The organism is Marinobacter sp. M-5 (assembly GCF_032911545.1).
In the GTDB taxonomy this organism is placed as follows: Bacteria; Pseudomonadota; Gammaproteobacteria; order Pseudomonadales; family Oleiphilaceae; genus Marinobacter; species Marinobacter goseongensis.
Genome location: NZ_JAWJEK010000001.1, coordinates 1,720,216 through 1,733,706 on the forward strand (window position 1 = coordinate 1,720,216; position 13,491 = coordinate 1,733,706).

Here is a 13,491-nt window from a genome sequence, read left to right on the forward strand (position 1 = left end):
ATGAAGTTCCGGATAGACACATTCACGCTGCTTTTGTTGGGCGCCATTGTGCTCGCGTCGTTTCTGCCGGTACGGGGTAACGCAGCGGATTGGCTCGCAACCCTCGGCACGGTGGCCGTTGCGCTTTTGTTTTTCCTGCACGGGGCGGCTCTGTCCCGACAACAAATCGTGGCAGGCGCAACCCATTGGCGGCTGCACATTCTGATTACCCTGCTGACCTTTGTGTTCTTTCCACTCGCGGTATTGCCCATCAACGGCATCAGTGACTTTGCGCCGCAGTGGATGCCGGAAGATCTCGGCTTGGGGTTCCTGTACCTGGGCGTGCTGCCGTCTGCGGTATCGTCTTCCATTGCCTACACCGCCATGGCTCGCGGCAATGTGCCCGCCGCGATCTGCAGCGCCGCCGCATCCAATGTTTTCGGGATGATGCTGACGCCGTTTCTGCTGCTGCTTTTGGTCAGCACCTCCGGCAGCGGCAATTTTTCAATCGCCGAGGCGCTCAAGGACATTGTGCTGCAATTGTTACTGCCCTTTGCCGCAGGTCATGCGATGCGCCCGTGGCTTGGCGGCTTCCTGGGGAGAAATGAGGGGTTGATGGCGCGGTACGATCAGTGTGTTATCTGGATCATTGTCTATTCTGCGTTCTCACACTCGGTGGAAAGCGGTCTGTGGCAGAACCTGCCAATACCGGCCATTGTGCTGGCGGTCGTGCTCTGTTGCCTGCTGCTGGGCCTGTTCATGCTGATGGCACGCTTTCTGGTCAGGCGCTTTGGCTTTAGCCTGGAAGACGAAGCCGCCGTGGTGTTTTGCGGTTCCAAGAAGAGTCTGGCCTCGGGCCTTCCGATGGCCAAGGTGTTGTTCTCCGGCCATCCCGGCTTCGGCATGATCGTGTTGCCGATCATGTGTTACAACCAGATCCAGGTCATTGTGGGAGCCATTCTGGCCCAGAAATACCGGGAAAAGATCGAGGCGGCGTCAGCCGCCGCCCATACCGCCGAACAGCATGGCCAGAATGGCCAATCCGACAATCCAGCCAATCACCGCCGGCCAGAAGTTGACCATTTGCGGCGGTAACTCCTCTGCAGCCTCCTGCTCCCGGGCTGGCGCCTCCTGATCGTCCTGGCTGGTGGTGGGGTTGGTGGCTTCCGTGAGGCTGTGCCATTCAAACCAGCCACCGAGGAACTGAACCACTGGTGGTGGAAAGGTGCCGTTTTCCGCCATGGGCCGGACCCGTGACTCCAGACTATGGCCTATCTCACGGCGCAAATTTGGTTGATCTGCGGGTGGCTCCCCCAGAATGGCTTTCCAGATTTGTGGGTCGCGGCTGCGATTGCTGTCGTTCAGCAGTGCATTGATCTGAATCACCACCTCTCGGACTACCTGTTGTTCACTGGCATTGAGCGGGGTGTCGTCAACCACCGGTGCCGCTTCCGCTATCGCTGCCCCGGGTTCGCTCACGACTTGTTCAGGCCGTGGCTGAGGCTCCCGGCCCAGCGCTTCGCGATACGCTTCCGCAAGCCGCTCAGCCTCCTCACCGGTGGCGAATTTACTCTGCTGTTCATAAGCCGCCTCGATCTGGCGCGGGTCGCGGGTCGGCTCAATGCCCAATATTTCCCAACAAGTCATGTGGTGGTAACTCTTGTGACGGAGATCAATTACAAATTTGAGAGACAAATGCAGTGTGGTCACCTAGGATACAGATAAAGTGTGCCAACACGTCAACAAAACCCTCATTTACACCATTATAAAACGACAGTCATGCCCGTTACGAACCCTGTTGCCAATTCTTCATTTCACTGTTTCCGGCGTTCCGGGCTGTCTGTTCCTTTAGCTCTGATGGTCGCGACGGCCACTTTGCTGCCCGCGCCGGCACAGGCCGACAGCGATGCGCCGACTCCAGACTTTTCCGGCCTTGGTTCCGTGGAACCACCCCTGCCGGAGGTGCTGACCACCACCCGCCTCCGCCAGCCGAAATCCAGGGTGCCTGGCACAACCACAATTATCGAGGGCGACCTGATTCGGGATCTCGGTGTCATGAACCTGGTTGAGGTGTTCCGCCTGGTGCCCGGCATGACCGTGGCGGAAGTCGGCAGCAACAATCCTGTCACCAGTTACCATGGCACCGTCCATTACGAGCAACGGCGCCTGCAGATTCAGGTAGACGGCCGCACCTCCTACCGTGCCAGCCTATCCGACACCGACTGGCACACCATGCCGGTGCCACTGGAGCTGATCGAGCGTATTGAAGTCAGCCGCGGGCCCAACTCCGCAGCTCACGGTATCAATGCGTTTCTCGGTACGATTAATATCATTACCCGCTCACCGGACGACACGGCCGGCGTGCAACTGGGTGCAGCATCCGGTTCGCGGGGTTACCTGCGCGCTTTCGGTTCTGTAGGCGAAGCCAGTGCACCCTACAGTTGGCGACTGGCCTATGAAAAGCGCCAGTCTGACGGGTTCGATAAACAGATCGATGGTGGTGAGTTTTACCCATTTAACGATGGCCACAACATTAACACCTTCAGTTACGACGGCATTGCCCGGCTATCGGATCAGATCAGCCTGGACCTGCGCGGTGGGGTTGTGGATGGCATAAATGAAGAAGACCTGCGCAAAAACGGCAAACTCGGCGCCACCGACAATCCGGATATCATGGTTGACGACTACTACCTTCAGACACGCCTCAATGTAACCACCTCGACCAATCATTTTTTCCACTTTCAGGTGAGCTTTCAGAACTACCAGCGCCGGCAACGTTGGCCCATCTGTATCTCGGGGCCCCAAATCGACAGCCTCCTCGAAGGCAACCCTCCGGATTTTGATTTCGAGCCGGGAGACTGCAGCGCTGGCGATGACCCAGCCCCGCTCATCGCCGATCTGAACGAAGACATCGAAGAGTCCCGGCTTGAGTTTGAGATTCAGGACACTCTGTATTTCAACCCTAACCTCAAACTGGTTTCCGGCCTTGGCTATCGCAGGGACACGTTTCGTTCAGAAACCTTCTTTAACGGTCGCGGAAACAATTACCAGTCCCGGGCGTTCGGCAACGTGGAGTATTCTCCCTTCCAGTGGCTGACACTGAACGCCGGCGGTAACTGGGAAACCACGACCACCACGGACGAAGGCTACTTTTCCCCGCGGGTGGCGGCTAACTTCATCATCAACAACAATCAGGCCATACGGTTTGTTTATTCAGAGGCCGTTCGCACGCCGGATGCCTTCGAACAGACCCCCGACTGGTCATACCGGCCACGCAACGTGCAGGCACCTTATGAATTCCTGGAAGGTGTTCGCTTCCGTGTCGAGGACCTGGTCGATCCAACCACCTCCACCTTCGGCATCGACCTTGACGAAGAGCGCATTATTTCACGTGAAATCAGTTATTTCGGGCAGTTTTACATGGACAGTGCGCTACTGTCCCTTGAGCTTCGGTATTTCAACGATCAGTTACGGGACATGATCAGCGGGGTTATCAACGAGGAAGACTGGTTCATCGCCAACAACGTTGGGCTCGACCAGGAAGGCTTTGAGGTGGAAACGTCTGTTGATTATGCCGGGACGAAACTCAGAGCCACCTACGCCTACCTTGACCAGAACGGCTGGTATACCGGTGACCCCGATGCACTGGATGCGGGGGATCAGGATTACGTGGTCGAGCTGCTCGGCCGACTGTCCGTACGACATTCCGGCAGCTTTTCGTGGATTCAGCAGCTGCCGTTTGACCTTACCTCGGCGGCCACCTTCTACTGGGCCGATGAATTCCGGCGCGCCCAGTTCGAACGGGCGGATTTCCGGATCGCACGGCGAATATATGCGCCAAAGTATAGTTACGAACTGGCTGTGACCATGCAACACTACCTCAATCGGGATCAGGATCTGAGTCCCGACAATATCATCAGCGATCACAACCAGTTTTTTGTCGAAGCAGGGGTCCGCTTCTGAACCTGTCTATGGAAAGCTCTGAACCCGGGACGGTATGAGACAAGAGAAGCAATCAAAACGTGACTCGACGAGCGGTGTAATGCCGTTCGGAGCGCGCTTTTGCTTGGTGATCTGGGCGTTTCTGGCGCTCTGCCCTTCTGTATTCGCTCAGGAGGCGCCGCAGACCGTGGCGTATCTGGCAGGCAGCGAGAGAAACTCCGCCCTGACCAGCCACATGATGAATCTGCTGACGGACGCACTGGGGGACGACGCAGAGATCCGCCGTTTCCAACCCGGCCAGACATCCCAGAGCGACGGAAGCGTGATTATCACCCTGGGCCCCGAGGCTTTTACGCTGGTTCGACAGGAAAGCCGCACTGCGCCGATCCTGGCACTGCTGGTGGATGAGCCTTTTATCGCCGGCTATGCCGAGCGATCGGCGGGTGACATTGGCGCCGTTCTCTATAATTCTCCGCTCATTCGCCAGGCCATGGCCGGAAAAGTGATCCTGCCCCACGCAACCCGTGTGGCCATGCTGGCAACACCGGAAAGCGTTGAACTTTATGAAGCACTCACTCCCCGGCTGCCGGAACTTGGCATGGAGGGACGCGTGTTCATCGTCAGTGATAACGATGATCTGATCCCCGCCCTCGTTCGCGCTCTCGAGTATGGCGACTTCCTGCTCGCGGCAACCGACAGCACAATCTACAACCCCCGAACCATAAAGCACATTCTGTTAACCACCTACCGGCGCAGCAGAATAGTGATTGGCCCCAGCCAGGCCTATGTAAAAGCAGGCTCGCTGGCGTCCACGTATGTACCGCTCCGGACCACTGCAGAGTCCGCGGCACAACAGTTGGCTGTGTTTCATCAGACCGGCCGTTTTCCGCCGCCGGTATACCCGGACGAGTTTCAGCTGGAGATCAACGATCAGGTGGCCCGTTCCCTGAACATCCCATTGCCACCGCGGGAAGAATTGCGTGCCACCATTGCATCCCGGCTCTCCAATTCGACGGAGGGAGCCCATGAGTAAGTCAGCACCGCTGGTCAGAAAGCTCATGCTGCTGGGCGCATTACCCGCCGTCGTGATGTTTGTTGTATTGATGGTGTTTTTCACTTCGGCCCGCCTGGAGGATGCCCGCAAGGATCTTGCTGACAGTAGCCAGATGCTCGCGGACAGTCTCGCGCCGGCGGTGGAATACGCCGTGGTGTCCGGAAACACGGTCGCATTGGAGCAAATCCTGTCGCAATCCCTGCGGCGCAGCCGCGCACAATGGATCCGGGTGTCCGATGTCATGGGCGACGAAGTCGGATTCGTAACCAGCACCCCCAGCCAGGTAATCACCAGCGACGACACCTTCGATATCTTCGAATCTGAGATTCTTCAACAGCCACTGGATCTGGGCGCGAGCAGGCAAACCGAATGGTTCGAACCGGATTATGGATTCGGCGGCGGTGCGCTTCGGGTCGGCACCGTTCAGGTGGGCGTGAGTAAAGAGCATCTGGCTGCCCGACGCAGCGACATTCTGTGGACATCGCTGGCGGTGGGCCTTGCCCTGCTGCTGTTTACCATGTTGATCGTCAATCAGACGCTGTCGGGCATCCTCTCGCCGATCCGCGGCCTTTCAACCCGGGTAAAGCTGCTGATTGACCGTCACTACGACCCGGTGGAAGTGAGCAAGAATCACAATACCCTCGAAATCAGGGAACTCGAGGAAAACCTGAATGCCCTGGCAAAGCATCTCAACAACCTGAAGGAGTCCCGGGCACAGACGCTCGCCGCATCAGAGAAAGCGCGAACCCGGGCTGAAGCGGCAAACCAGGCAAAGTCGGAATTTCTGGCCGCCATGAGTCACGAATTGCGCACCCCACTTAACGGCGTACTCGGGATGATCGAACTGGTCAATGAGGAACCCCTGACACCGCGGCAGATTGACTACCTGCAGACCGCCCGGCAATCCACGGAGGACCTCCTCACCGTCATCAGTGACATTCTGGATTACTCGCGCATTGATCGTGGCCACCTGCCGCTTGATAACCGGGAATTCGACCTTCGCCAGCTCATCACCAATTGCACCGCCAGTTACAAGCTGATGGCCGAGCAGCAGGGCCTGGCGCTGACGCTGGCGTTCTTCGGTGAGTGGCCGGAAAAACCCTTCGTGGTGGGTGACGCGCCCCGGCTGCGACAGATCCTCGCGGGCCTGATCGACAACGCGATCAAATTCACCGGCGCGGGGTACATCAACATCCAGGCCGGTTGGTTTGCACTGGAAGATAACTGCATGGTGCTGAACTGTTCGGTCAGCGATTCCGGGTCCGGCATTCCGGTGGAGCGACTGAGCGATATTTTCAATTCCTTCGAACAGCTGGACAGCGGCGACAATCGAGGGCACGACGGCACCGGTATGGGATTGTCTCTGGTTCAGCGTCTGGTGGAACTGATGGGTGGCCATGTGCAGGTCGAAACCGATCCAGGCAAAGGCTCATCGTTCCGTTTTGAATTGCCCTTCGAACTCAGCAACACCGCGCCCGCCATTCGACCGGTGCCACGGGAGAATGCCGGCGCGGTAAATGAAGGAGCGACATCCAGAGCATTGGTGGTGGAGGACAACCCGGTCAACCAACGTGTCGCGACGGCTCTCCTTACCCGCCTGGGCTTCGAAACCGACGCGGCCAACAACGGCAAGGAGGCACTGGATCTGGTGCGCACCAATCATGCAGGTTATGACGTCATTCTGATGGACTGCCAGATGCCGGTAATGGACGGTTACGAAACCACGCGGTGCATTCGGGAATGGGAACAGAGTAACGGTCAGGGTGGAACCCCCATCATTGCCTTGACCGCCGACGCCCTGCCCGGCACCGAGGCCAGCTGCCACGACGCCGGGATGAACGATTACCTCGCCAAACCCGTGCGTAAAGAGTGTTTGCGGGAGGTGCTCAGCCGCTGGATCAAACTCTGATTCGGCGGCCGAGGCCGGTCAGGCGACCGGCTCACGCATAGTGACGAACTCTTCCGCAGAGGTGGGATGAATGCCCAATGTGCTGTCGAACTGCGCCTTGGTAGCACCGGCCTTCAGCGCCACGGCCAGGCCCTGCGTAATTTCACCGGCGTCCGGCCCCACCATGTGTGCACCAAGAACGCGATCGGTCTGGGCATCCACCACCAGTTTCATCAGACACCGCTCATCGCGACCACTGAGGGTGTGTTTCATGGGCCGGAATTCGGAGCGGTAAACACTGACCTGGTGACCCGCTTTCCTCGCCTCGGCCTCAGTCAGGCCAACGGTCCCGATGTTGGGCTGGCAGAACACCGCAGTGGGGATACAGCGGTAGTCCATTTCACCGTTGCCATCTCCGAACAGCCGGCGGGACAGCACCATGCCCTGGGCGAGCGCCACAGGGGTCAGCTGCGGTGTGCCGATAACATCCCCCAACGCGGTGATGGAAGGCACCGCTGTCTGGAAATGCTCATCCACCACCACGTGGCCGGATTCACTGATCTGCACACCCAGTTTCTCCAGCCCCAAACCATCGATCAGCGCACGGCGACCGGTGGCGGCCATGACCAGCCCGGTTTTCAATTGGCTGCCATCGTTCAGGATCACGTCGTAATGAGCGCCGTCACTTTCCACCGCCTCGATCGTCACGCCAAATCGCAGGTCCACGCCTTTCTTGCGCATTTCCTGCGCAGTAAATTCGCGAATATCGTCGTCAAAGCCGCGAAGGAACATGTCGCCCCGGTACAGCAGCGTGGTCTGCACGCCCAGGCCGGCCAGAATGCCGGCAAATTCCACCGCAATGTAACCGCCGCCCCAGACCACCGCTTCCCGTGGCAGCTGCGGCAGGTAGAACATCTCATTGGAGGTGAGGATGCACTCTTTCCCCGGCACCTCAGGAATCACCGGCCAACTGCCCGTGGCGACCGTAATGTGCCTGGCGGTGTAGCGGTCGTCACCGACTACAACCGTGTTGGCGTCGGCCAGGGTTGCGGAGCCTTGAATGACCGTTACCCCGGCGTTTTCCAGCATACGGCCGTAGATGCCGTTGAGCCGCTCGATCTCAGTGTTCTTATTGGCAACCAGGGTCGGCCAGTCGAACTTCACCTGATCACGGGGGAACGACCAGCCGTAACCTGCGGCATCCTCCAGATCCTCGCTGACATGGGCACCGTAAACGAACAGCTTTTTGGGTACGCAACCAACGTTGACACAGGTACCGCCAAGGTACCGGGATTCCACAACGGCCACCCGAGCGCCACGCTGGGCGGACATCCGGGCAAGACGAACGCCTCCGGAACCGGCACCGATGATGATCAGATCGTAATCCTGGGGGTCAGACACAGAGTCTCCTGAATAAAGCAAGTGATGACTTCAACCGGGTGCAGCCTTGCTTTCAGCAGGCGTCACTTCCCGGAACAACACGTGGTCCTCGAAATCTCCTAGCCGGATCCTGCCCAGGCTGCGGAATCCCTCGGACTCATAAAACGGCAGGTACCGACTGTTGCCGGTATCCAGAACCAGGCCACTGCCGCGGGGATTTTCCGCACACAGACGCTCCACGGTGGAGAGCAACAGGCGGCCATAACCCAAGTTCTGATACTTCGGGTTTACTCCCATCAACGGCAACTGGTGTGCCAGAGGCTGTGGTAACAGCTGCTTGATCTTTTCGTGATAATCCAGATACCGGCGGGTACTGGCGAATCCGGCTGTTAGTACCATACGGATGCGCCAGCTGATCTGATCAGCAAGGTTCAACCGCAGCTCCGGTTCACCGATAAACGCCACGGCAACCAGCGTGTCATCAACCATTACGCCGACCGATTCCTGGTTCAGATCAATATACAGGTCGACGAGCTCGCGAATGGTTGCCCTCACCCGCTGCGCGTATCCGGCGCGGCGATGATCGAACAGGTACTGGAACGTCGGTTCGTGGAGATAGGCATGAAAGAGAATGGAGCGCGCTTCATTTCGGGCGTCTTCGTCAAGACGGACCACCACGGGTTCTGATTTCTTGTTGTTATCTTTATTGCCACTCATCCGGTTTGCTCCTGTTAACTCACCTTGGACTGCCCTGCTCGCCCGGATTCGCCGGTCAGATTGTCAGGGTCAGCCGAACCGACACGATCCCCGGTTCATCCTGTTTATCCATCGCCGCCTGATCGATCACCACACCATGATCTCCGTTGAGGCCCTCCAGCCACGCTGCCACCTCGGCAAACGGGACGTCTTCAAGCCATACCCGTATCGCATCGGATCCGCTGGGCTCGAAGCGCTGCAGGGACAGTCCTGACTCCCCGGCGCTGCGGGTAACCAGCGCCATCAGCGCGCGGCCATCCTCAGGCGCGTTGGCCGCGGGACTGCTGCTGCCGTCGCTGGCAGCCAGGCGATCCAGCGCAGACTTGTTGGACTGCATCCAGGCCAACAACTCCTCCCCATTTTCCCTGGCACTCAATGCCTGGTCATGGAAGCCAGCCACCGGGCGCCAGATGGCGAAGTAAAGCAAGCCAAGAAAGACCGCAATGGCCAGTACCGTCAGGGCCTGCTGGTCCCGGCGTGGCAATTGATCGTATTGCGCAATCAGTTTTTCGACGGCAGGCTGCTCTTTCAGTTTGGCAATCATAAGGTCAGCCCCCCGAGACTGTCAGGCGCCCGCGGGCACCGCTGGATTCATTCACCACCGAGCCGATCTGTGCCTCCAGTCCCTGCTTCGACAGTCCGCTACGCAAAGCACTCATGCGATCGTAACTGTCGGCACGAAGATCCACCACCAGCTCACCACGGGAGCGACTGTAATTGATGGAATTGAAGGTGAGTGACTGATTCTGGGGCACTCTGGTGTACTGGTCTCCGGTATATTTCATCAGCGTGACAAAGTCCGCACTGGGACCGCCGGAACCGATGGTGCGTAATTGCCCCTCGATCACCCGACGCACGTTCCCCGCATGGGTACGGGTGTCATCGGGGAACGCGTTACGGTAGATGGCCATTGCCTGTTCACGAGTCTCGTCAGCGTGTTGCTGATGGTAATAACCCATGCCGATCTCAACCCCGAGTTGAATCACGAACCATACCGACGCCACCGCAATCACCGGCCTCCACGCCAGCAATGGACTGGACTTGCCGCTCTTCAGCCCATAACTGCCCTGGCACAGATTAATCGGCTGGGAGAGATGATGGTGATGGGCGTGCGCCAGTAATTCCAGCGGCATCAGTTCGATGGTTTCGAGCCGAACCGTCAGGCGCCCGGCACTCCGCAGTTCACTGATGGCCGATTGCTGTTGTTCCAGCTCGACCTCGGTGCCGTAGATGGTGACCGGCACTTCCGCCACTACGTCTTCAGAGGGTGGCATCGCCAGCGTATGGCCGAACATGCCAAGATTCCGCGACTGAATACTCAACCATTCCCCGCGATCACTGATCAGCATGGCGTTGTCGCCATCCAGGCAGATTGACCAGCCGCCCCCGGTGACGGGCAGCAGTGCCGCATCGGGATAGATCGCATACAGACGGGAATGATCCCAGCCACTGAACAGGTCTATCCAGCCCGACATTCTCCCGCGATCAATAGCCGCCACGCGATAGCCCTGATCACCATGGCCGCCGAGCGCGAGGTGAACGCTGTCAATGTCCTGAGCAATCTGCTCTTCCACCGCATAGGGCAAAGCCTGTTGGATAAAACGCGTCTGCTTTGCGGGAATGTCTGCCAGGCAAAACAATGCCTCGTCTCCCGGTATCAGGCCATTGAGCAAAACGTTGTCGAGGTCGTTCTGACTCAGTGTCTGCTCGATCACCGAGCGTGTATCGCCGGTGCCACGGGCCTGAGAATCACCACTGGCATCGTGGAGGACCCAATTATACAGCTGCGCGTCCGGGCTTTGGTCCGGGTCCGCGAAGGGCGGCAGTGGCCTGACATAAAGACGGTAAGACATGTCTATCCTTCTGAGATGGTGAAAGGCTCTTTGGTGATGCGGTTCTTCTGTCCGGTATCTCTGTGAACCGTTTGCACTTCCCCTTCGGAATTCCGGAAAACCGTACTGACCAGGTTCGCCACGCGGTCATCGTAGGTAATTCGTGAAACGACTTCAAAAAAACGGGTTTGTAATCCCAGCCCACTGGCTTTGAGGCCGAGACCGGAGAATTCGGGTAACGCCAGAAAATCCTGAATGTTTTCGAACCGCTCTTCCTTTCTTTTTTCAAGAATAGACTCTGCCTGAGCCAGTGTCAGCTCCTCATGCAGAGAGCGAAGAACCGGAGCGGATGCCGTATTCACATTAATGCCCAAACCACTCACCGGCAGTGTTGCCACGTGGGGCCGGAGCTGCCGGTAAATTTCTTCGGTCATGCCTTCCAGCAACCGCAATTCGGACACACTGACAAAAGGCTGGTTCGCGGCGCGGAACGCAGGCTCCGCCACCAGGTACTGACCGTCTTCGGCACCAAAGGCGCTGATGGTCTGATCGTCCGGATCAATCCAGTCAATCAATGTATCCACCGACAATCCGGAAATATCCAGTGCAACCAACAAGCGGGTCAGCCGATCCCGGGTCAACGGGTCAACCTGACCGTTGGACGAAACCAGATCGTTGAGATTGATTCGTCCGCCGAGGTCGTCAATCTGTACTTCGGCAACGCCGTTGTCGTCCAGCGGAAGGATGGCGGCGTTGGCGGCCCAGAACTCGTCGAGACTGTCGACCATGACACTATCTTCCTTGTCCGCTTCATAGTCCCGCACCAGAATCTGCCGTGCGAAAGCCTCCGCACCGAGCGCGACACTCAGGCCCTGCTGCTGTGCCAGATAGTGGCCGGCCCGGAAAACCCGAACGCTCTGTTGCTGGGTCATACCCGTGGCCAGCATCACGACCAATGCCATGGCCAGCAACACCATGATCAACGCCACACCCTGCTGACGCTTGAAGAAGGCTGCCTGACGCATCATTGCGTGCCCCCCTCTGCAGACTGGCCTTCATCCTCTTCCTGCTCATCCGTATCAGTTTGGGCACCGGCTTCGTTGGCGGCGTTCACCACGCCCTGAGCGACACTGCCGTCAAAATCGGCGATCGCAAAGGTGCGCACCATTTCCCCGAACCGCTCATGCTCCAGTGTCACTTCGATCCCGACCGGCATCGGGATGTCGGGGCGCGCACCCTGGGTGAGATTGGCCATGGCCTCTTCTGTCGGCCAGCCGTCGCTCCAGCTGCGTTCGTTATCAAGGAAACGGATTTCGAAGGCGGTTACATCGGCCAGCACCAGCACATCCTCGCTGTTGTCTTCCTGGCCCCGATCAACGGTACGCCACTGCCTGCGCCGGAGCTCCTCACCGGTATACTCCCAGGCCGCCCGTTGTAAGGAGCTACGGCGGGTTCCCAGTGGGTTTCGCCAGCCCTGGCGCGTCAGCACCAGGTCAAACTCATCCTCGCGACTGGTCAGGGCGGGCTGATAGTCACCGAACATATCCCGTGCCGGCCGATTCACCAGCTGAGTGAGATCACGCTCCAGCAGCAGCATGGTCCGTTGCAGCTGATCGAACGCATCGCCGGCCTCGTTTACCCGATCCCGGGACAATATCACGCCATTGAGCACCTGCCAGACACCCAGGCCGATCACCGCGGTGATGGCAACCGCAATCAGCACCTCCATCAGTGTAAAACCCTTCTGGCTCATCAGCTCTCTCCGATGAAGGCAGACAGGGTGTGCACCGGAAGCGGGTCACTGCCATTATCGCGGAATCGGGCTACTGTGACTTCTACACGCCGCATGGTGGGTTCTTCGGTGGCGAGTACTGCGGTCGTGACCTGCCAGCGGAACGGGCCATAATCGAGATCGCTCGAATTTTCGGAGATACCGGGCAACGCTTCGCTGAGGCGGAGTTCGTTGATTCGGTTGTCGGCAATCCAGCCGGCAAACGTCTTGTCGCGGATACGCTCGAAACTGGCAATGTACTGACTGCCCACTTCAGCGGCAGCGGTGGCGATCAATCCGAACACCAACAGTGCAACCAGTACTTCTATAAGGGTGAATCCACGCTGACGGTTCATTCGTCCTCCCCGTCACCACCGGGTTTGCGCCATTCCAGGGCCGAGAGGCCGTCAGACGCCAGCACGTGCATATAGGAACTGTCAGCGCCTATGGTGAATTCCACTTCGAAAGGTGTGGTTTCCCCGCTGGAGAAAAACACGATATCCGGACGCAGCCGGTCTTCCTCGGACGCCAGGCGGGGCGTATTGCTCTCGATATATTCCGTCAGCACCAGCCATTCCGGGTAATTGCGCTCACGAAACATCCGCTCAGTGGTCTCGGTCCATTCGTTGGCGCGCTCGTCGAGGATGACAAAGCGGTATCCGTCTTCTTCCAGTAGCAGCCCCAGTTCGATGTTGTTCAGCACCGCCTGCTCGGACGCTGTCTGCATCAGCAGATAGGTTTCCCGCACATGGTTCTGCAACTCTCGCTGCTGAGACCCGCCCCCGAGATTCAGCACCGCCAGTGCGGCAAGAAGTCCCACCACAACCAGCACGACCAGAATCTCGATGAGCGTAAAGCCCGAGGTGGGTGCCCGTCTAACCACAGTTCA

General features: G+C 58.4%; 13 protein-coding genes. 4 read left to right on the forward strand and 9 right to left on the reverse strand.

Features of this window, described 5'->3' with window-relative positions:
- Entirely contained in the window at nt 1-1,074 is a 1,074-nt protein-coding gene (locus R0125_RS07855) for a bile acid:sodium symporter family protein (protein WP_248181252.1), read from the forward strand.
- Here the strand turns inward: R0125_RS07855 and R0125_RS07860 are convergent.
- Nucleotides 976-1,626, reverse strand: coding sequence for a J domain-containing protein (locus tag R0125_RS07860; RefSeq protein WP_317237748.1), 651 nt, complete (start codon nt 1,624-1,626; stop codon nt 976-978). The genes R0125_RS07855 and R0125_RS07860 overlap by 99 nt on opposite strands.
- Before the next feature lie 210 nt (nt 1,627-1,836).
- On the opposite strand from R0125_RS07860, the gene R0125_RS07865 reads away from it, so the two are divergent.
- The 3 genes from R0125_RS07865 to R0125_RS07875 all read left to right on the forward strand — a co-directional run bounded on the left by R0125_RS07865 (nt 1,837) and on the right by R0125_RS07875 (nt 6,884).
- Entirely contained in the window at nt 1,837-3,942 is a 2,106-nt protein-coding gene (locus R0125_RS07865) for a TonB-dependent receptor plug domain-containing protein (RefSeq protein ID WP_317237749.1), read from the forward strand.
- A gap of 106 nt (nt 3,943-4,048) precedes the next feature.
- Nucleotides 4,049-4,954 (forward strand): ABC transporter substrate-binding protein, encoded by a 906-nt coding sequence (locus R0125_RS07870; RefSeq protein ID WP_317237974.1) that lies wholly within the window; start codon nt 4,049-4,051, stop codon nt 4,952-4,954.
- On the forward strand, nt 4,947-6,884 hold the full coding sequence (locus R0125_RS07875; RefSeq protein ID WP_317237751.1) for an ATP-binding protein: 1,938 nt from the start codon (nt 4,947-4,949) through the stop codon (nt 6,882-6,884). Before R0125_RS07870 ends, R0125_RS07875 begins: the two co-directional genes overlap by 8 nt.
- Before the next feature lie 18 nt (nt 6,885-6,902).
- On the opposite strand, the gene gorA is transcribed toward R0125_RS07875, so the two are convergent.
- From gorA to gspH, 8 genes are read right to left on the reverse strand one after another with little or no spacing between them, the layout of a single operon-like run.
- Entirely contained in the window at nt 6,903-8,264 is a 1,362-nt protein-coding gene (gene gorA / locus R0125_RS07880; protein WP_317237752.1) for a glutathione-disulfide reductase, read from the reverse strand.
- A gap of 30 nt (nt 8,265-8,294) precedes the next feature.
- A complete protein-coding gene (locus R0125_RS07885) occupies nt 8,295-8,960 on the reverse strand; it encodes a GNAT family N-acetyltransferase (RefSeq protein WP_317237753.1) in 666 nt (221 codons plus the stop codon).
- Between the two features lie 55 nt (nt 8,961-9,015).
- Nucleotides 9,016-9,543: a type II secretion system protein GspM gene (gene gspM, locus R0125_RS07890; protein ID WP_248181262.1), complete on the reverse strand. Its 528-nt coding sequence runs from the start codon at nt 9,541-9,543 to the stop codon at nt 9,016-9,018.
- Between the two features lie 4 nt (nt 9,544-9,547).
- The gene (gene gspL / locus R0125_RS07895; RefSeq protein WP_317237755.1) at nt 9,548-10,852 is read right to left on the reverse strand and encodes a type II secretion system protein GspL; all 1,305 of its coding nucleotides are present in this window, start codon (nt 10,850-10,852) and stop codon (nt 9,548-9,550) included.
- Nucleotides 10,853-10,854: 2 nt separating this feature from the next.
- Nucleotides 10,855-11,859, reverse strand: coding sequence for a type II secretion system minor pseudopilin GspK (gspK, locus tag R0125_RS07900; RefSeq protein WP_317237756.1), 1,005 nt, complete (start codon nt 11,857-11,859; stop codon nt 10,855-10,857).
- Nucleotides 11,856-12,584, reverse strand: a complete 729-nt coding sequence (gene gspJ / locus R0125_RS07905) for a type II secretion system minor pseudopilin GspJ (RefSeq protein WP_317237758.1) — start codon at nt 12,582-12,584, stop codon at nt 11,856-11,858. The genes gspK and gspJ overlap by 4 nt, the downstream gene beginning before the upstream one ends.
- Nucleotides 12,584-12,958, reverse strand: coding sequence for a type II secretion system minor pseudopilin GspI (gene gspI / locus R0125_RS07910; RefSeq protein WP_248181269.1), 375 nt, complete (start codon nt 12,956-12,958; stop codon nt 12,584-12,586). The genes gspJ and gspI overlap by 1 nt, the downstream gene beginning before the upstream one ends.
- A complete protein-coding gene (gene gspH, locus R0125_RS07915; RefSeq protein ID WP_317237759.1) occupies nt 12,955-13,485 on the reverse strand; it encodes a type II secretion system minor pseudopilin GspH in 531 nt (176 codons plus the stop codon). Before gspH ends, gspI begins: the two co-directional genes overlap by 4 nt.
- Nucleotides 13,486-13,491: the final 6 nt, after the last annotated feature.

What these genes read in the sequence shown, in the direction of transcription:
- R0125_RS07855 (WP_248181252.1), top strand. Translation starts at nt 1, where the DNA reads ATGAAGTTCCGGATAGACACATTCACGCTGCTTTTGTTGGGCGCCATT.
- R0125_RS07860 (WP_317237748.1), bottom strand. Translation starts at nt 1,626, where the DNA reads ATGACTTGTTGGGAAATATTGGGCATTGAGCCGACCCGCGACCCGCGC.
- R0125_RS07865 (WP_317237749.1), top strand. Translation starts at nt 1,837, where the DNA reads ATGGTCGCGACGGCCACTTTGCTGCCCGCGCCGGCACAGGCCGACAGC.
- R0125_RS07875 (WP_317237751.1), top strand. Translation starts at nt 4,947, where the DNA reads ATGAGTAAGTCAGCACCGCTGGTCAGAAAGCTCATGCTGCTGGGCGCA.
- R0125_RS07885 (WP_317237753.1), bottom strand. Translation starts at nt 8,960, where the DNA reads ATGAGTGGCAATAAAGATAACAACAAGAAATCAGAACCCGTGGTGGTC.
- gspM (WP_248181262.1), bottom strand. Translation starts at nt 9,543, where the DNA reads ATGATTGCCAAACTGAAAGAGCAGCCTGCCGTCGAAAAACTGATTGCG.
- gspL (WP_317237755.1), bottom strand. Translation starts at nt 10,852, where the DNA reads ATGTCTTACCGTCTTTATGTCAGGCCACTGCCGCCCTTCGCGGACCCG.
- gspK (WP_317237756.1), bottom strand. Translation starts at nt 11,859, where the DNA reads ATGATGCGTCAGGCAGCCTTCTTCAAGCGTCAGCAGGGTGTGGCGTTG.
- gspJ (WP_317237758.1), bottom strand. Translation starts at nt 12,584, where the DNA reads ATGAGCCAGAAGGGTTTTACACTGATGGAGGTGCTGATTGCGGTTGCC.
- gspI (WP_248181269.1), bottom strand. Translation starts at nt 12,958, where the DNA reads ATGAACCGTCAGCGTGGATTCACCCTTATAGAAGTACTGGTTGCACTG.